The sequence below is a fragment of the Burkholderia sp. GbtcB21 genome (genome assembly GCF_019091065.1).
Taxonomy (GTDB): Bacteria; Pseudomonadota; Gammaproteobacteria; order Burkholderiales; family Burkholderiaceae; genus Burkholderia; species Burkholderia pyrrocinia_C.
The window spans coordinates 65,924-81,705 of record NZ_JAGXKA010000022.1 but is presented as its reverse complement, the minus strand read 5'-3'; the positions used below and the strand labels follow the sequence as shown (position 1 = coordinate 81,705).

The window sequence follows — 15,782 nt, the reverse complement described above, 5'->3', positions numbered from 1 at the left end:
GCCAAGCGCGATGCGAAGCGCGGGCTGGCGTCGCTGTGCATCGGCGGCGGGATGGGTGTCGCGCTCGCGGTCGAGCGCGTCTGAGCCGGGGCTGAAAACACGACCCGCAGGCGGCGCCGGCCGGCGCCGCGGGCGGGCGAAGCGGTTGTCGCGCACGACAAGCAGCCAACAACAAGCGCGATGTTCCGGTGCGCGCCGTGCCCGCGACGCGGGCGGCTGCGCATCGAAGCGGTGGGGCGGCAGCATGTGCGATGCCGTCGCCCCGCATTCATCGATTACTTTTTTGTCGGTAATTTATAGGATGACTAAGCGAATTGCAATTGTGACAGGTGGAATGGGCGGTCTCGGCGAAGCGGTCAGCATCAGGTTGAACGACGCTGGCCACCGGGTAGTCGTCACGTATTCGCCGAACAACACCGGCGCCGACCGCTGGCTGACCGAGATGCACGCGGCCGGCCGCGAGTTCCTTGCGTACCCGGTGGACGTGGCCGATTACGATTCGTGCCGGCAATGCATCGAGACGATCGTGCGGGACGTCGGCCCGGTCGACATTCTCGTGAACAACGCGGGCATCACGCGCGACATGACGCTGCGCAAGCTCGACAAGGTGAACTGGGATGCCGTGATCCGAACGAACCTCGATTCCGTGTTCAACATGACGAAGCCCGTCTGCGAAAGCATGGTCGAGCGCGGCTGGGGTCGCATCGTCAACATCTCGTCCGTGAACGGCTCGAAGGGTTCGGTCGGCCAGACCAACTACGCGGCCGCGAAGGCCGGCATGCACGGTTTCACCAAATCGCTCGCGCTCGAGGTCGCGCGCAAGGGCGTGACGGTGAACACGGTGTCGCCTGGCTACCTCGCGACGAAGATGGTCACGTCGATCCCGCAGGACATCCTCGACACGAAGATCCTCCCGCAGATTCCGGCGGGCCGGCTCGGCAAGCCCGAGGAAGTCGCGGCGCTGGTCGCTTACCTGTGCTCGGAGGAGGCCGGTTTCGTGACGGGCTCCAACATCGCGATCAACGGCGGCCAGCACATGCACTGACGCGCGACGGCCCGGGCCGCGTTCGCACGCGTTTCGGGCCGCGTTCCGCTATATCCAGTGCCGGAGCGGCGGCAGGCGCGCCGCTTCGGCCTCGCATTCCGGAGAAGGCATGGGTGAAACCTGGATGGGACTCGCGATCGGCGGCTCGGCACTGGCCGTCGCGCTGACGATGGCGATCTCGCTCTACTGGCTCGAGCGGCGCCGCGCGCGGCTGCTGCGGAACTTCGATCATCGCGATTGCTGGTTCGTCGCGTACGGCAAGTGCTTCGCTCGCAGGCCGGCGAGGCCGGCACGCCGCATGCGCGGCGCGCGGTAACGCGGCGTCGCGACTGACGAACGGTCACGCATCGCGCGCATGCAGTCGGTGATGCGCGCGATGCGCGTGCTCAATTGCTCTTTTCGCTCTTTCCACCCGACTCGCTCGAGTCGTTCTTGTGGAAGATCCGCTTCGTCGTGCGCTTGGTGGCATCCCAGCCTTCGCGCGACGCGTGTGCGACTCCGTGCCCGACCGCCTTCGCGGCGCTCGCGGTTGCGTGGCCGAAGCTGCGTGCAGCTTCGCCCGTCTTGTGCGCGGCTTCCTTCGAATCGCGCTTGATGTCCTGCTTCACTTCCGAAATGTCCGCATGCGCGATCGGGCTGAGCAGCGCCAGAACGAGTGCGGTGCCAATGAACTGACGAACTTTCACGACCTGGTTTCCTTGTGTAAGTCTCTTCATCGAGGATTCGAATTGCCGGCGGGCGGCGGGGCAAACGTGCGGGCCGCCGATGCGTCGAGCATCACCGCGGCGCGGCCGGTCAGCAGCACGCGATCGCCGCAGCGCAGCGCGAAGCCGTACAGCACCGAGCGGCCGTCGCCGCTCATGCGTTCCGCGTCGACGGTGAGCGGCAGGTCGAACGTGTCGAGCCGATCGACGAACGCGTCGACATTGCGCACGCTCGCCAGATAGCCGGCGCGCGGACGTTCTTCTTGCATACCGAGCAGCGCGCCGTGCACGGCCATCGCCTGCGCCGCGTATTCGATGCCGCAGACCGACGCGAGCCGGCCGTGCGAGCGCAGCGGGTTGTGCGGATCGCAGTGACTCGTCGCGGTGCAGCGGATGCGTTCGGCGTCCCACGCATCGACCGTATCGAGCACGCACATCGTGCCGCCGTGCGGAATATGCGCGGCGATCCACGCGTGGTCGAGCGGCGGCATCAACGCGATCGTCGCGGCCATCACGTGCGCTCCGCGAAGGCGTCCGGCATCGCGACGTCTACCTGCACGCGCGTATCGGCCAGGTAGTCGAGCACGACGCGCGTCGAACGCCCTGCGGCCAGCGCATCGAGCAGCGGCAGCACGCGTGCGGCCGGATTGCCGGCGCGCAGTGCGTCGAGCCCGGCATTCGCGAGCGTCGTAGCGGGCGCGTCGGTGAGCTGCACGTCGATGCGGGCGAGCGTGCGCGCGCTCGCTTCCGGCGCGAATACGAGCGCGACGCCGAATGCGTCGTCGATCGGCCGCACCGTGCGCAGCGGTTCCGGATAGTCGGTGTCGTACGCGATCAGCAGGGTCGGTATGCGATCGACCGCGACCTGGCACAGGCTCTCGAGCAGGCCCGCGGCAAAGCTGCCGTCGTGCGCGCACAGCACGTTCGACGTCGCCATCGCGCGGGTCGCGATGCTCCAGTAGCCGGCCGGCGCGTTGTGCACGGAGTTGTGGAAACGCGTCGGCGACAGCTGGCGATCGTCGCCGGCGAGGGTTTCGCAGATCGCGTGGCAGTTCTGGCCGTCGCCGCCGGACGCGCTGAACACGGTCGCGAGCGTGGCCGCATCGCGTCCGCTTGCCGCGACCGCTTCGTGGCCGACCGCGAGCGCGACGCGCACGACGGGGCCCGTGCGGCGCCGCTCGGCCGACGGCAGGCCGGCCGGCGGCGGCAGCACGGTGCGTGCGCTCGCATAGGCCGTGCGGCCCGCGAGCACGTCGGCCGCGTGCGGCCAGTCGTTCAATCCCGGCCCGACGAGACCGATGCTTTCGATGAAGGCAGTGAGCGTCATGTCGGGCCTCAACGGCGTACGTGGCCGGCGCGGCCGAGGATCAGGCTGCAATTCGTGCCGCCGAAGCCGAACGAATTGGAGAGCACGGTGCGCACGCGCGTATCGCGGCTCGCGAGCACGTAGTCGGCGGCGAGCGCCGGGTCGGGCTGCGTCGTGTTGACGCCGGCCGGCACGAACTGCTCGCGCAGCGCGAGCGCGGCGACTACAGCTTCGAGCGCGCCGGCCGCGCCGAGCGTGTGGCCGGTCGCGCCCTTCGTCGAGCTGCACGGCGTGCGCGCGAGCAGCGCGCCGACCGCGCGGCTTTCGGCCGCGTCGTTGCTCGGCGTTGCGGTGCCGTGCAGGTTCACGTAATCGATGTCGTTCGCGTCGAGGCCCGCGGACGCGAGCGCCTGCTCGATCGCGACACGCGCGCCGAGCCCGTCCGGATGCGGCGACGACATGTGGTGCGCATCGCTCGATTCGCCGATGCCGAGCAGCAGGATCGCATTGCCGTCGAGCGCGCCGGGCGGTTCGGGCACGCGTTCGACGAGCGCGAATGCCGCGGCCTCGCCGATCGAGATGCCGTCGCGCGCAACGTCGAACGGCCGGCACGGTAGGCGCGACAGCAGTTCGAGCGAGTTGAAGCCGTACAGCGTCGTCAGGCACAGCGAATCGACGCCGCCGACGACGGCCGCGTCGATCAACCCGGCCTCGATCATGCGGCGCGCGGAGCCGAATACCTTCGCGCCGGACGAGCACGCGGACGAGATCGCCATCGCCGGCCCGCGCAGCGCGAAATACGTGCGCACGAACGCGGCCACCGAATACGGGTTGTGCGTGTTCGCATAGTGGAAGTCGGTGGGAAGCGCGCCGCTCGCCGGATCTCGATGTTGGTACGCGCGTTCGGTCTCGAGGATGCCGGCCGTGCTCGTGCCGATGAACACGCCGACGCGCGCCGCGCCGTGGCGCGCGACGGCCGCCGCGACGCGGGCGTCGAAGCCGTCTTGCGTGAGGGCGAGCTGCGCGAGGCGGTTGTTGCGGCACTCGAAGTCGGCGAGGTCCGCGCGCACGGGTTGCTCGTCGACGCCGTCCACCGCGCCGATCCACGTGTCGAGATCCGCACGCTCGAAGTCGCACGGCGCGAGCCCGCCGCGGGCATTGCGCAGCGCGTCGAGGGTCGCATCGAGGCCGCGGCCGATGCAGCTGGTGGCGGTGAAGTGCGAGAGCAGGAGAGGTTTCACGAGGGTCGCATCCGGTGGCCGGAACGGGCGCCGCAGCAGGGCTGGCAGGCGCGCCGTTCAAGTTCAGATTTTATCAAACGGGGGTGCCGGAACGCCCGGCTGGCCGGGCGGTTCGGGCACGAGCGCCGCGCGCAGCGTGGTCCAGTGCAGTTGCGCATCGGCGGCTGCGCGCAGCACCGCTTGCAGTGCGTCGAGCACGACCGGTTCGCCGCGCGCGTCGCGTGCCGCGTGACCGTCGTGCACGAGCAGGATGTCGCGCGGTGCGAGGCCGTGCAGCAGGCGGCGCGTGACGGTCGCGGCGTCGTGCGCACGCGTGTCGAAGCCGCGCCGCGTCCAGCTCGCAAGCTGCAGGCCGAGTTCGCACAGCACCGGTTCGAGAAACGGATTGCGCAGGCCGGCCGGCGCGCGGAAGAACAGCGGACGCGTGCCGGCGATCTCGGTCAGCGTCTGCTGCGCGGCCGCGATCTCGCGCCGCAGCGCGGCGGGCCCCGACAGCGAGAACGAGTGCCGGTGCCGCTGGCTGTGGTTCTCGATCGCGTGACCGCGCGCGACGATCGCTTCGATCCAGCGCGGATGACGGCGCGCGAGATCGCCGATGCAGAAGAACGTCGCGCGCGCGTCGTAACGATCGAGCAGGTCGAGCACGCGCGGCGTAACGTCCGGGTCCGGGCCGTCGTCGATCGTCAGCGCGATCCGGCGGCCGGCGCCGGCCGGCAGGCGCGTCCAGTTCGGGCCGAGCAGCGTGCTGCGCGGCCACAGGCCGGCGGCGGTCAGCGCGAGATGCGACGCGACCACGCCGCCGACGGCCCACGGCCATGCGGCCGGTTGCGTGACGACGGTGGCGACCGCGCCCGCGTGCAGCGCGACCGTGCCCGCGATCAGCGGCGTCGGCTTCCAGCGGCGCGCGCCGGATTGGCCGGGCTGTCGAGGCGGAACGGACGATGGTGCGTTCATGCCTGGCTCCGTTGACGACGATCGCCGGCCGCCGCGGCGCGCGGCGCGAGTATCGCCGCGAACGCGAGCGCGAGCATCGCGCCGGGGCCGACGGTCAGCCCGAAGGTTTCGAGCAGCGGCACGTGCGACAGCGCCAGCAGCCCGAAGCCTGCGACCGTCGCGAGGTTCGCGATCAGCAGCGACACGAGCGTGTACGGCGTGACGGGCTGCGCGTCGTCGCGCTTGCAGAAGAACAGCGCGTAGTTCGAACCGACCGCGACGATCAGCAGCATGCCGACGAGGTGCAGGATCGTCAGCTGCACGCCGGCGAGCGCGAAGCCGGCCGTCACGACCAGCACGGCCGCGACGAGCGGCGCGAGCGCGCGCACGGCACGGCGCGGCGAGCGCAGCGCGATCAGCAGCAGCACGGCGATCGCCGCGAAACCCGCGAGCGACAGCCGGATGTCCTCGTGCACGTAGCTCACGTACAGGCGATCGGCTTCGGCCTTCATGTCGACGAACAGCGCATCGGGCACGCCCGCTTGCGCGACGGCCGTGCGTACCGGCGTTGCGTCGAACCCTTGCGCCGCGCGTGCGGCGTCCGGCGCGCGCAGCGGCAGCATCGCGCTCCAGCGGCCGTCGCGTTCGGTCAGCAGCGCATCGACCGCGAGCGCCATCGACGTGCCGCGCAAGTCCGCGCGCGTCAGCAGCGGCGCGTGGCGGGCGGCTTCGACATCCGCGATGAACGGTGCGAACAGGTCGGGCTTTACCGCGATCGGCTGGTTCGCGACGGCGTCGCGCATTCGCGCGGCGAGCACGTCCGCATCGGGCAGGCTTGCCTGGCGCGCGTGCTGCGCGGCGTCGCTCGGCAGGTAGCGCGCGGGGCTTTCGAAACCCGCGAGCGCGCGCTGGTCGACGAGCGGCTGCAGTTGCGCGGCGACCTTTTCGGCGCCTTCGAGCGCGGCCTGCTCGGTCGGCGCGGAAATCACGACGAGGTAGCGTACGTCGGGCGCGCCGACATCGGCGCGCAGCCGCGCGTCGAGCGCCTGCGCGCGCGCCGGCACGGGGCTGAGCGAGGCGAGCTCGCGGCTCCACAGGCCGTCGCGATGCAGCACGAGCGTCGCGCACGCGGCGACCACCAGTGCGGCGAGCGGCCAGCGCAGCCGCGGCGCGGCGTCGGCCGCGCGCGCGAGCACGGCGCCGACGCGCGACACGTCGCGGATCGCGACATGCTCGCCGCGCAGGTGCGGCAGCACGAAGCGCGTGACGAGCGCGGCGGCCGTCAGCCCGGCGATCGAATACAGCCCGAGCTGCACGAGGCCCGGGAATCCGGAGAACAGCATCGACGCGAAACCGCACACGGACGTCAGCACGCCGAGCCGGATCGTCGGCCAGTACGCGGCGAGCCATGCGCGCGTCGCATCGGCCGGGCGAGCGGTGCCGCGCATGCCGGTCTGCGCCGATTGCACGAACAGGTAGATCGAATAGTCGACGGCTTCGCCGATCAGCGTCGTGCCGAAGCCGAGCGTCAGCCCGTGGACCGTGCCGAACGCGACGCTGACCGCCGCGATCCCGGCCGCGACGCCCGTCAGCACCGGCAGCAACCCGAGCGCGAGCGTGCGCGGCGAGCGGTACAGCGTCAGCAGCAGCGCGACGATCAGCACGACGCTCGCCGTCGACAGCCGCTCGACGTCGTGCCGGATCGTGTCGCGCATGTCGACCGAGAACACGCCGGGGCCCGTCATCGCGAGCGTGGTCGCGGCCGCGTTCGGCACGGCCTGCGTCGCGGCGGCGAATGCGCGGCGCACCGTGTCGATCGCGCGCGCCTGCGCGTCGGTGTCGGAGCCGGCCGCGGCGGTCTGCACGACGAGCACCGCGCGCGTACCGTCGTGCGACGTCCACACGCCGTCGCGGCTCGCCGGTTGCGCCGCGCTGTCGAGCTGGTCGACGAGCGCGGCGACTTCGCCGGTCGGGTCGCGCGGCAGCATCGCCTTGGCCATGAGGCCGGCCGACGAGCTCAGCAGGTCGAGGCTGTCGCCGAGCGCCTGGTGCAGGCCGTCGGCGCTGAAGCGTTGCGGCGTGACCGCCGGGCTCAGCAGGTAGCGGTGATCGAAGATGAACTGCCGGTCGCGCGCGTCGTTCGCGGCTTCGCCGTTGTTAACCGCCGCGAACTGCGGATCGGTGCGCAGCGTGCCGGCGATGCGCCGCGACACTGAGGCGCGCGTACTTGCATCGCCGCCGTCGATCGCGACGAGGATCAGCCGCGACACGATGCCGTCGCGCAACTGGTCGACGAGCACGCGCTGCCCGGCGCTCGGCGAGTTTGGCAGGAACGCGGACAGGTCGGCCGTGAAGTGCGCGCGGCCGATCGCGACGCCGCACGCGACGAGCGCGAGCAGCCACACGAGCACCGCGCGCTGCCGCAACGCGTGCAGGCGGCGCGTGACGGGTGACGATGAAGGGCGCGTGTGTTCGTCCATCAGTTCGGATTCGCCGGAACGGGTTGCAGGCGCATCACCGAATGATCGCCGTCGGCCTGCCGGATCGCGACGCCGCGCAACACGTCGCGCGTGCCGTCGAGCGTGATCGTGCTGACCACCTTCAGCATCCGCGAGTCGAGCGGCGTGAGCGTCAGCGTCCAGTCGTCGCCGCGCCCGGCGAGCGCGACCTTGTACACCTGCTCGAGCGCGAAGCGGTTGCCGGCGAGCGTCGCGCGGATGCTGTCGATGAATGCGCCGAGTTCCGGATAGCGCGCGAGCGCGAGCGTGTACTTGCGGTTGTTGCGCTCGACGGTGAGCATGTCGCCGTCGACGACGAGGTGCTCGGGCTTCGGGCTCAGCGTGTGCTTTTCCAGATGATCGGGCGCGACGAACACGAGTTCGCCGGACGATTCGACCGGCTGCGTGGCGATCGACAGGTACTTCGTTTCGGTGAACGTCGCACGCCCCGACTTGTGCTGCGCGAGCGTCGACATCAGCCGGTCGAGGTTCCAGGCCGACGCCGTGTCGGCTGCCTGCGCCGCGGGCACGGCCAGTGCGATCGCGGCGGCGGTTGCGGCGAGCAAGCGGGCGCCGCGGTGCAGCGCGAGCGGGAACGGGAGCAGGAAGCGGCGAACGGCGGTCATGCGTCGGAATCCCTCGTGGCGGGCAGGTCGGCAGCGGCGCGCGCAGCGTCGCGGCGCGCGGCCGCGGCGTCGCCGACTTGCCAGAAATCGAAATAGTTGAACCAGTTGTACGGCGCTGCTCGGCAGTACTTGTCGAGCAGCGCGACGTAGCGCGCGAGTGCCGCGTCGACGGCCGCCGCGCGTGCGTCGCGCCGCACGTCGGAGAAATCGGCGAGCGTCTCGAAGTGCACGTCGTAGCGATTGCCGTCGCGATAGAGGCCCGTCATGAAGATCACCGGGCGTCGCAGCATCGCGGCCATGTAGAGCGGGCCGAGCGGGAACGCGGCCGGCGCGCCGAGCAGCGGCAGCCGCCGCAGCGACGCGGCCGCGTCGTCGCGCAGCGTGCGGTCGGCGAGCATGCCGACCATGCAGTTCGCGTCGAGGCGCTCGCGCACCTTCAGCATCGAGTCGACCTGTCCGAGCGGAATCACTTCCGGCGTCGCGGCCGGATTCACCGCGGCGAGCGTCGCGTTGATCTTGCGCGCATTGTTCTCGTACATCGTGACGACGACGCGCAGGTCCGGGTGCGTGCGGCCGATCGCGCGCACGACCTCGAAGCTGCCGAGGTGCGCACCCATCAGGAACGCGCCGCGTCCGCCGGCGAGCGCATCGTCGACGAGCGTTTCGCCGTGCAGTCGGATGTCGAACAGGTCGAAGCGCCCGTTCATCAGATAGATGCGGTCGTGGATCGTCGCCGCGAACGTGAACACGTGCCGGTACACGTCGCGCCAGCGTGCGGGGCGGCCGAGCACGCGACGCAGGTAGTCGCGCGACGCGGCGCACGCAACCGGCGAGAACAGCACGAAATACGTCGCGATCAGATGCAGCACGATGCGCGCACGCTGCCGGCCGAAGCGCAGCGAGATCCACGTCATCGCGCGCAGCAATCCCGCGTTGCTGCGCTCCTGGCGTTCGGCCCACGCGGTGCGCTTCATGGCTGGGCACCGTCCTGCACGGCCGGCGGCGCGGACAGCACGCCGGTCGCGACATCGCGCGACCCGGCGCGCAGCGTGAAGCGGATCGCGCCGCTGGCCGAGGCGTCGAACGCGAGATCGAGCGGCTCGCCGGGCGCGACCGGGCTCAGGAATTTCGCGGAGCCGAGCCGCCAAGCGTGCATCGGGCGGTTCAGCGCCGCGCCGATCGCGTGGATCGCGTGATCGAGCAGCACGACGCCCGGCACGACCGGATGGCCGGGGAAGTGGCCGGGCAGCGCCGGATGGTCGGCGGGAATCGTGAACGCGAGCGCGGGTGCGTCGGCCGCGTCGCGTGCGGGCAGCGGTGCGGTCGCGGCGCGCGGGTGTCGTGCAACGAGCGCGGCCAGCACGTCGCGCGGCAGCTTGCCCGTTTCGTTGCGCGGCAGCGCATCGACGAACATGAGCGGGCGCGGCATGAACGCGGGATCGATCCGCTCGCGCAGCGCGCGCTGCAGATCGGCGGCAGCGAGCGTCGGCGCGACGACGAGCGCGACGAGGCGCGTGACCGGTTCGAGGCCGGTGTCGGCGTGCGCGGCCGCGGTTTCGTCGGGCATGAAGAACACGCCGTCGACTACATCCGGAATCGCGTTGAGCTGATGGTTCAGGTACGCGAGCGACGTGCGCTTGCCGGCGATGTTGACGAGATCGGCCTTGCGGCCGTGCAGCAGGAAGCGGCCGTCGCCGAGCAGTTCGAGCGCATCGCCCATCGGCACGGGCGCCTCGACGTGTCCGCCCGACACCCAGACGGTCGGCCCGCCGTCGTCGCCCGTGTGGTCGCTTGCGGGCTCGTCGCGCGCGTCGAGCCGGATGCCCGGGAACAGCTGCCACGCTGCGCCCTGCGACGTGCGGCGGGTCGCGATCTGGCCGGTCTCGGTGCTGCCGTAGATCTCGACGAGCGGTGCGTCGAGCGCGGCCTCGGCTTCGCATGCGAGCTTTTCCGACAGCGGCGCGGTGGCCGACAGCACGAGCGCCGCGCGCGGCAGTGCATGGCCGGCCGACAGCAGCGCGCGCAGGTGGATCGGCGACGTGACGAGCACGCGCGGCTGCGGGATCGCATCGAGTTCGTCGCGAATGTCGACCGGGTAGAACGGCTGGCGATTGCTGAACGCGAGGCCGCCGATCAGCGCGAGCAGCACCGTCGATTCGAAGCCGTACATGTGCTGCGCGGGCACCGTGCCGATCAGCGTGGCCGCGCGACCGTCGAGCAGCCCGAGGCGGTCGGCCGCCGCGCGCACGCAACCGACCAGGAAGCCCCAGGTCTTGCGGTGCGGCACCGGCGCGCCGGTCGAACCGGACGTGAACACGTACGCCATGATCCGCGCCGCATCGATCTGCGGCACCGCGAACGGCGCATCGTCGGCGAGGTCGCCGGGGGCGGCGTCGGGATACGCGAAGCGCGGCAGGTCGATCGCGCAGTCGGGCGCGTCGTGCAGGCAGAACGCATCGGGCGCGAACGACGCGAGCTGGCGGACCATTTCCGGCGTGTGCGTCGACGGCAGCAGGCTGACCCTGCCGGAGACGAGCGCCGCGCACAGGCTGACCGCGAAACGGTAGCGGTCGCGGCACACGTTGAACACGTGGCCGCCGGCGGGCAGCGCGGCGGCCACGCGCGCGACGTCGGCGACGAACGCGCGCACGGTGACGGGCGCACCGTCGCGCCAGGCGATCGTCTGGTCCGGCGACGAATGGAATACCAGCGGGTGAGTCGGCATAAATCGGTAAAAACGGGAGCGAAGGCCGGCGCGGCCGCATTGCGGCGCCGCGCCGGCCGTGAATTCATCGTGACGCCTGCGACGCGTGGGTTGTCGCGCGATACGCGCGCACAGCTTCGATCATTCGCGGCCGCGGCTCGTGCGGCAGCGCGAAGCGCCGGCAGGCATGCTCGGCGGCGAACATCACGGCGACGAGCGGCAGCGACAGGTAGTTCGCGAACGTCGACCACGTGACGATCGGCGCGGTCGCGAACAGCAGCGTCGACACGGCGGCGATCGCGACGAAGAACAGCGTCCACGCGAGCGTGATCTGCCGCGTATAGCGCGCAATGGCCGGCGTGACCGCGCCGTGGCCGTGGACCATCGTCGCGAAGCGCGTGCACAGCGGCACCTCGCCTGCCGCGAGCGTGCGGCCGAACAGCAGCGCCATCGCGACGTTGAAGCTCGCGTGTTCCAGATACAGGCCCCATTCAAAGTGCTGCGCGAGCGGCGCGCGCGCGGCCCACAGTGCGGCGGCGGCCAGCAGCCACGCCGGCACGAACCATGCACGTCGCGGCGAGCGCAGCGCCGCGCCGAGCGCGAGCAGCAGCGGCGGCACGAGCGCCATCGCGAGGCCGAAGCCGTGCGCGCCGGGCGTCGCGGCAGCGTAGTGCGCGCCGGCCTGGTAGGCCGCCACGGCGCCGACCGCGGCGACGCCGCGCGCGATGGACAGCAGCCTGCTCATCGGCGGCCTCCGTGCGGGCGTGGGCTGGCGTCGCCGGCGGCCGCCGGGCGGCGGCAGACGGACGGGCGAACCGGAACGGAGCGGAAGGACGGACGCGGCATGACTGGAGACATCGGGCGGATCGTGGCTGAACGCAGTGGTCGGGCCGTCAAACATCATATGAATGGCGGCCGGAACGCGGGTCGGGGCCGGTAGTCGAGTGCGCCCATTTTAGGGCCGTGGCACGGCGTGTTCGGGGCGGGCGTGTGCGGGTTTTGTAACCGATTGTATGGCATCGGACGAACGGTTTCGCGGGGTCGGTCCATTTCCATCCAAAGCGGCTCAAGCGTCTCGTGCATTCGTGTCACGAAACGGGCCGCGGCGCCGGCTCGCCAGTCTGTAACCATTCCCCGTATACGGCCCGATACCCATCGTCTAGAATCCGCGTAACTTTTACAAACGATCCCCAAATAACGCAGGCGGGGACGCCGGCAGACGCCGGAGGGACGGAGATTTGCACGCGCCGGGCGTGCACGACGGTTGCCGTTTCCGGGCGCCTCCCGCTGCCATTGGCCGCCTGCTCGCACGCATGATGAACGCACTGGAACAAGAGCTCGCCACGCTGATCATCGGCGAACTGAATCTCGAAGACGTCCCGCTCGAAACAGTGACGGTCGAAACCCCGCTGTACGGCGAAGGTTTCGGGCTCGACTCCATCGACATCCTGGAAATCGCGCTGCTGATCTCGAAGAAATACGGCTTCGAACTGCGCTCGGACAATCCGGACAACCAGAAGATCTTTGCGACGCTCGGCGCGCTGGCCGCGTACGTCGCCGCGCATCGTACGAAGTGACGGCGCAGCGCACGGGCGCGACGCGCAGGTGATGACGGTATGCGGCGGCGATCGGCAGACGATGCGCCGCCGCGTCGATCGAGGTGAAACGCGATGAACGGAGCAATTCGATGCGCTCGCTCGTGACGGGCGGCAGCGGCGCACTCGGGCAGGCGATCTGCATGGCGCTCGCGCAGGCCGGCCATGAAGTGTGGGTCCATGCGAACCGCCATCTCGCGCAGGCGGAGGCGGTCGCGCAGCAGATCGTCGCGGCCGGCGGCACCGCGCGCGCGATCGCGTTCGACGTGACCGACGCCGACGCGACGCTCGCCGCGCTGGTGCCGCTCGCCGACGAAGCGCCGGTGCAGATCCTCGTCAACAACGCCGGCATTCACGACGACGCGCCGATGGCCGGCATGTCGCGTCGGCAGTGGCACAGCGTGATCGACGTGACGCTCAACGGCTTTTTCAACGTCACGCAGCCGCTGCTGCTGCCGATGATTCGCACGCGACGCGGGCGGATCGTCAACATCGCATCGGTGGCCGGCGTGACCGGCAATCGCGGGCAGGTCAATTACGCGGCCGCGAAGGCAGGGCTGATCGGCGCGACGAAATCGCTGTCGCTGGAGCTTGCGTCGCGCGGCATTACCGTGAACGCGGTCGCGCCCGGCATCATCGAATCGCCGATGGCCGAACAGGCGTTTCCCGCCGAACGGATCAAGCAGCTCGTGCCCGCGCAGCGCGCGGGCCGGCCCGACGAAGTCGCGGCGATGGTCGCGTATCTGGTGTCCGACGCCGCCGCCTATGTGACGGGGCAGGTGATGTCCGTCAACGGCGGGCTCGCATGACGAAACGCGCGGCGTCGGCCTGACGTCGCGCAACGCGATGCCGGCCGCGTTGTCGCGCGGCCTGCGCCGCATAGTGAGGAAATCGAAGTGTCCGTGCATCCAGTCGACGCCGAACGGCGCCCGTGTTCCCTGTCGTCAGCCACCGCGCCGGTCGCGCGCGGGCAGGCGGCCGGCGGGCCGGACGCATCGCGATCGGGCGCGCCGCTCGCACACGGTGGCGACCGCGCACTGCGGCTCGTCCAGATGAGTCATGCGCGGCTCGCCGCGTTGCTGCACGATGCGCGCATGCGTGGCGATGGAATCGACCGCGTGTTTCCCGGCGCGTTGGGCGCGGTGTGCATCGGCGCGGCCGGATCGCAGGACGAATCGAACGCAGAATCGCACGTCGATGCGGCGGCACGAATGCTGGCCGATGCCGTGCCCGACCTGCCGGTTGCACCGGTGCAGATGGCGCTGCTCGGCGCGGGCGTCGCACCGGGCGATGCCGTCTGCGAAATCTGGCAATGCGATGCGCGCGACCTGCGCAGCGAACGGCGCGGTGCGCTGCATTATCGCTACAGCGAAGCGGCGGGGCTCGTGTTCGGCAGCATCGTCGTGCACGAAACGCACGAAACGCACGACGTGCACGACGTGCAGCGCGACGGCGGCACGCCGCTCGAACGCGCGACGCACGATGCATATCGCACGCTGTTCGACGTGCTCGATACGCTCGGCATGCCGCATCCGCTGCGCATCTGGAATACCGTGCCGGCGATCAATGCCGTGCAGTTCGGGATCGAGCGCTATCGTCAGTTCAATATCGGCCGTCAGCACGCCTTCGACGCGTGCCGCCGCGCACTGACGGGCGGCGTGCCGGCCGCGTGCGCGCTCGGTTCGGTCGTGCCGGTCGCGGGCGACGCATCGCCGGCCGCGCCGCTCGCGATCCATTTCATCGCGAGCCGCACGCCCGCGGATCCGGTCGAGAACCCGCGCCAGGTCAGCGCGTATCACTATCCGGCGCAATACGGCCCGCGTGCGCCGACGTTCGCGCGTGCAGCCGCCTGGGCGAATGGCGGCGCCGCGCCGGTGCTGTTCGTATCCGGCACCGCGAGCATCGTCGGGCATCGCACCGTTCATGCCGGCGACGTCGTCGCGCAAACGCGCGAGACGGTCGCGAACCTCGCGGCCGTGCTCGAGCAGGCCGCGCGGCAGGGGCATGGCCCGTTCTCGCTTGCCGACCTGAGCTATCGCGTCTACGTGCGCGATGCTGGCGATGCCGCGGCGCTTGCCGAAATCGATCGGGTGCTGCGCGATGCGGCCGGCCCCGGCGTGCGGCCGCTCTTCGTCCATGCGGATGTATGCCGCGACGACCTGCTGGTCGAGATCGAGGCGAGCGCGGGGCACGCAGTGGAGCGGCTGTCATGAAGCGGGAGAACCTCACGATCCGGCAACCGGCACCGCATACGGGCGGCGTCGACGAAGCCTGCCGCCAGTCGCCGGCAAGTCATAAACTTTTGTCAGGATCCCTGTCTTCGCAATCGGCCGTTCCCATGTCCAAGCTGCACGCCTCGTCCACCCACCTCGTCCTGATTCCGAGCTACAACCCCGGCGCCAAGGTCGACACGACCGTGCGCAATGCCCGCGCGCAGTGGAATCCGGTGTGGGTCGTCGTCGACGGCAGCACCGACGGCAGCGCCGAGCGGCTGCAGGCGATGGCCGAGCACGATCCCGGGTTGCGCGTGATCGTGCTGCCGGAGAACCGCGGCAAGGGCGCGGCAGTGCTCGCGGGGCTCGACGCGGCTGCCGCGAGCGGCTTCACGCACGTGCTGACGATGGATTCCGACGGCCAGCATCCGGCCGACCTGATTCCCGCTTTCATGGCCGCGTCGCAGGCCGCGCCCGATGCGATGGTGCTCGGCGTGCCGAAGTTCGACGCGAGCGCGCCGCAGCTGCGCGTGCAGGGGCGCCGGCTGTCGAACGCCTGGGCCGACCTCGAGACGCTGTGGGCCGGGATCGGCGATTCGCTGTACGGCTTTCGCGTGTATCCGGTCGCGCCGCTCGCCGCGATCATGCGGCGCCAGCCGTGGATGCGCGGCTTCGACTTCGATCCCGAAGCGGCCGTGCGGCTGTGCTGGGCCGGCGTGCGTCCGATCCGCATCGACGCGCCGGTGCGCTACTTCGGCCGGCACGAGGGCGGCGTGTCGCATTTCCACTACGGCCGCGACAATGCGCTGCTTGTATGGATGCACCTGCGTCTTTTCGCCGGCTTCGCGGTGCGGCTGCCGATGCTGGTCGCGCGGCGGCTGACGCGCCGCCGCGACCAGGCGGCCTGAGCGACGCGC

Annotated in this window: 17 protein-coding genes; 6 read left to right on the top strand and 11 right to left on the bottom strand. The window is 70.7% G+C overall.

Annotation, left to right across the window (positions count from 1 at the left end):
• Positions 1–246 (bottom strand): hypothetical protein (locus KVT39_RS38145; protein ID WP_254640714.1); only part of this gene is annotated, 246 nt, incomplete at its 3' end.
• 55 nt (positions 247–301) lie between these two features.
• On the opposite strand from KVT39_RS38145, the gene phbB reads away from it, so the two are divergent.
• A complete protein-coding gene (phbB, locus tag KVT39_RS32900) occupies positions 302–1,045 on the top strand; it encodes an acetoacetyl-CoA reductase (RefSeq protein ID WP_217591029.1) in 744 nt (247 codons plus the stop codon).
• Between the two features lie 109 nt (positions 1,046–1,154).
• Complete coding sequence (locus tag KVT39_RS32895; protein WP_034179041.1) at positions 1,155–1,361, top strand: hypothetical protein; 207 nt, start codon at positions 1,155–1,157, stop codon at positions 1,359–1,361.
• A gap of 70 nt (positions 1,362–1,431) precedes the next feature.
• Here KVT39_RS32895 and KVT39_RS32890 read toward each other — a convergent pair whose 3' ends face one another.
• From KVT39_RS32890 to KVT39_RS32845, 10 genes are all read right to left on the bottom strand, one after another.
• The gene (locus tag KVT39_RS32890) at positions 1,432–1,761 is read right to left on the bottom strand and encodes a hypothetical protein (RefSeq protein ID WP_217591028.1); all 330 of its coding nucleotides are present in this window, start codon (positions 1,759–1,761) and stop codon (positions 1,432–1,434) included.
• A complete protein-coding gene (locus tag KVT39_RS32885; RefSeq protein WP_217591027.1) occupies positions 1,758–2,261 on the bottom strand; it encodes a hotdog family protein in 504 nt (167 codons plus the stop codon). The genes KVT39_RS32890 and KVT39_RS32885 overlap by 4 nt, the downstream gene beginning before the upstream one ends.
• A complete protein-coding gene (locus KVT39_RS32880) occupies positions 2,261–3,076 on the bottom strand; it encodes a beta-ketoacyl synthase chain length factor (RefSeq protein WP_217591026.1) in 816 nt (271 codons plus the stop codon). Before KVT39_RS32880 ends, KVT39_RS32885 begins: the two co-directional genes overlap by 1 nt.
• Positions 3,077–3,084: 8 nt before the next feature.
• The gene (locus KVT39_RS32875; RefSeq protein WP_217591025.1) at positions 3,085–4,296 is read right to left on the bottom strand and encodes a beta-ketoacyl-[acyl-carrier-protein] synthase family protein; all 1,212 of its coding nucleotides are present in this window, start codon (positions 4,294–4,296) and stop codon (positions 3,085–3,087) included.
• Between the two features lie 63 nt (positions 4,297–4,359).
• Positions 4,360–5,250 (bottom strand): polysaccharide deacetylase family protein, encoded by an 891-nt coding sequence (locus tag KVT39_RS32870; protein ID WP_217591024.1) that lies wholly within the window; start codon positions 5,248–5,250, stop codon positions 4,360–4,362.
• Positions 5,247–7,709, bottom strand: coding sequence for an MMPL family transporter (locus KVT39_RS32865; protein WP_217591023.1), 2,463 nt, complete (start codon positions 7,707–7,709; stop codon positions 5,247–5,249). The genes KVT39_RS32870 and KVT39_RS32865 overlap by 4 nt, the downstream gene beginning before the upstream one ends.
• Entirely contained in the window at positions 7,709–8,353 is a 645-nt protein-coding gene (locus tag KVT39_RS32860) for an outer membrane lipoprotein carrier protein LolA (RefSeq protein WP_105391378.1), read from the bottom strand. Before KVT39_RS32860 ends, KVT39_RS32865 begins: the two co-directional genes overlap by 1 nt.
• On the bottom strand, positions 8,350–9,327 hold the full coding sequence (locus KVT39_RS32855) for an acyl-CoA synthetase (RefSeq protein WP_105391379.1): 978 nt from the start codon (positions 9,325–9,327) through the stop codon (positions 8,350–8,352). Before KVT39_RS32855 ends, KVT39_RS32860 begins: the two co-directional genes overlap by 4 nt.
• Entirely contained in the window at positions 9,324–11,078 is a 1,755-nt protein-coding gene (locus KVT39_RS32850; protein ID WP_217591022.1) for an acyl-CoA synthetase family protein, read from the bottom strand. The genes KVT39_RS32855 and KVT39_RS32850 overlap by 4 nt, the downstream gene beginning before the upstream one ends.
• 64 nt (positions 11,079–11,142) lie before the next feature.
• On the bottom strand, positions 11,143–11,802 hold the full coding sequence (locus KVT39_RS32845; protein WP_034179434.1) for a membrane protein: 660 nt from the start codon (positions 11,800–11,802) through the stop codon (positions 11,143–11,145).
• A gap of 571 nt (positions 11,803–12,373) precedes the next feature.
• On the opposite strand from KVT39_RS32845, the gene KVT39_RS32840 reads away from it, so the two are divergent.
• The 4 genes from KVT39_RS32840 (at position 12,374) to KVT39_RS32825 (ending at position 15,773) form a co-directional block, all read left to right on the top strand.
• A complete protein-coding gene (locus KVT39_RS32840) occupies positions 12,374–12,634 on the top strand; it encodes a phosphopantetheine-binding protein (RefSeq protein ID WP_034179433.1) in 261 nt (86 codons plus the stop codon).
• 110 nt (positions 12,635–12,744) lie between these two features.
• Entirely contained in the window at positions 12,745–13,461 is a 717-nt protein-coding gene (fabG, locus tag KVT39_RS32835) for a 3-oxoacyl-ACP reductase FabG (protein ID WP_217591021.1), read from the top strand.
• Between the two features lie 87 nt (positions 13,462–13,548).
• Entirely contained in the window at positions 13,549–14,865 is a 1,317-nt protein-coding gene (locus KVT39_RS32830) for an endoribonuclease L-PSP (RefSeq protein WP_217591020.1), read from the top strand.
• 125 nt (positions 14,866–14,990) lie between these two features.
• Positions 14,991–15,773: a glycosyltransferase family 2 protein gene (locus KVT39_RS32825; RefSeq protein ID WP_034179030.1), complete on the top strand. Its 783-nt coding sequence runs from the start codon at positions 14,991–14,993 to the stop codon at positions 15,771–15,773.
• Positions 15,774–15,782 lie beyond the last annotated feature (9 nt).

What these genes read in the sequence shown, in the direction of transcription:
- phbB (WP_217591029.1), top strand. Translation starts at nt 302, where the DNA reads ATGACTAAGCGAATTGCAATTGTGACAGGTGGAATGGGCGGTCTCGGC.
- KVT39_RS32895 (WP_034179041.1), top strand. Translation starts at nt 1,155, where the DNA reads ATGGGTGAAACCTGGATGGGACTCGCGATCGGCGGCTCGGCACTGGCC.
- KVT39_RS32890 (WP_217591028.1), bottom strand. Translation starts at nt 1,761, where the DNA reads ATGAAGAGACTTACACAAGGAAACCAGGTCGTGAAAGTTCGTCAGTTC.
- KVT39_RS32885 (WP_217591027.1), bottom strand. Translation starts at nt 2,261, where the DNA reads ATGGCCGCGACGATCGCGTTGATGCCGCCGCTCGACCACGCGTGGATC.
- KVT39_RS32880 (WP_217591026.1), bottom strand. Translation starts at nt 3,076, where the DNA reads ATGACGCTCACTGCCTTCATCGAAAGCATCGGTCTCGTCGGGCCGGGA.
- KVT39_RS32870 (WP_217591024.1), bottom strand. Translation starts at nt 5,250, where the DNA reads ATGAACGCACCATCGTCCGTTCCGCCTCGACAGCCCGGCCAATCCGGC.
- KVT39_RS32865 (WP_217591023.1), bottom strand. Translation starts at nt 7,709, where the DNA reads ATGGACGAACACACGCGCCCTTCATCGTCACCCGTCACGCGCCGCCTG.
- KVT39_RS32860 (WP_105391378.1), bottom strand. Translation starts at nt 8,353, where the DNA reads ATGACCGCCGTTCGCCGCTTCCTGCTCCCGTTCCCGCTCGCGCTGCAC.
- KVT39_RS32855 (WP_105391379.1), bottom strand. Translation starts at nt 9,327, where the DNA reads ATGAAGCGCACCGCGTGGGCCGAACGCCAGGAGCGCAGCAACGCGGGA.
- KVT39_RS32850 (WP_217591022.1), bottom strand. Translation starts at nt 11,078, where the DNA reads ATGCCGACTCACCCGCTGGTATTCCATTCGTCGCCGGACCAGACGATC.
- KVT39_RS32845 (WP_034179434.1), bottom strand. Translation starts at nt 11,802, where the DNA reads ATGAGCAGGCTGCTGTCCATCGCGCGCGGCGTCGCCGCGGTCGGCGCC.
- KVT39_RS32840 (WP_034179433.1), top strand. Translation starts at nt 12,374, where the DNA reads ATGAACGCACTGGAACAAGAGCTCGCCACGCTGATCATCGGCGAACTG.
- fabG (WP_217591021.1), top strand. Translation starts at nt 12,745, where the DNA reads ATGCGCTCGCTCGTGACGGGCGGCAGCGGCGCACTCGGGCAGGCGATC.
- KVT39_RS32825 (WP_034179030.1), top strand. Translation starts at nt 14,991, where the DNA reads ATGTCCAAGCTGCACGCCTCGTCCACCCACCTCGTCCTGATTCCGAGC.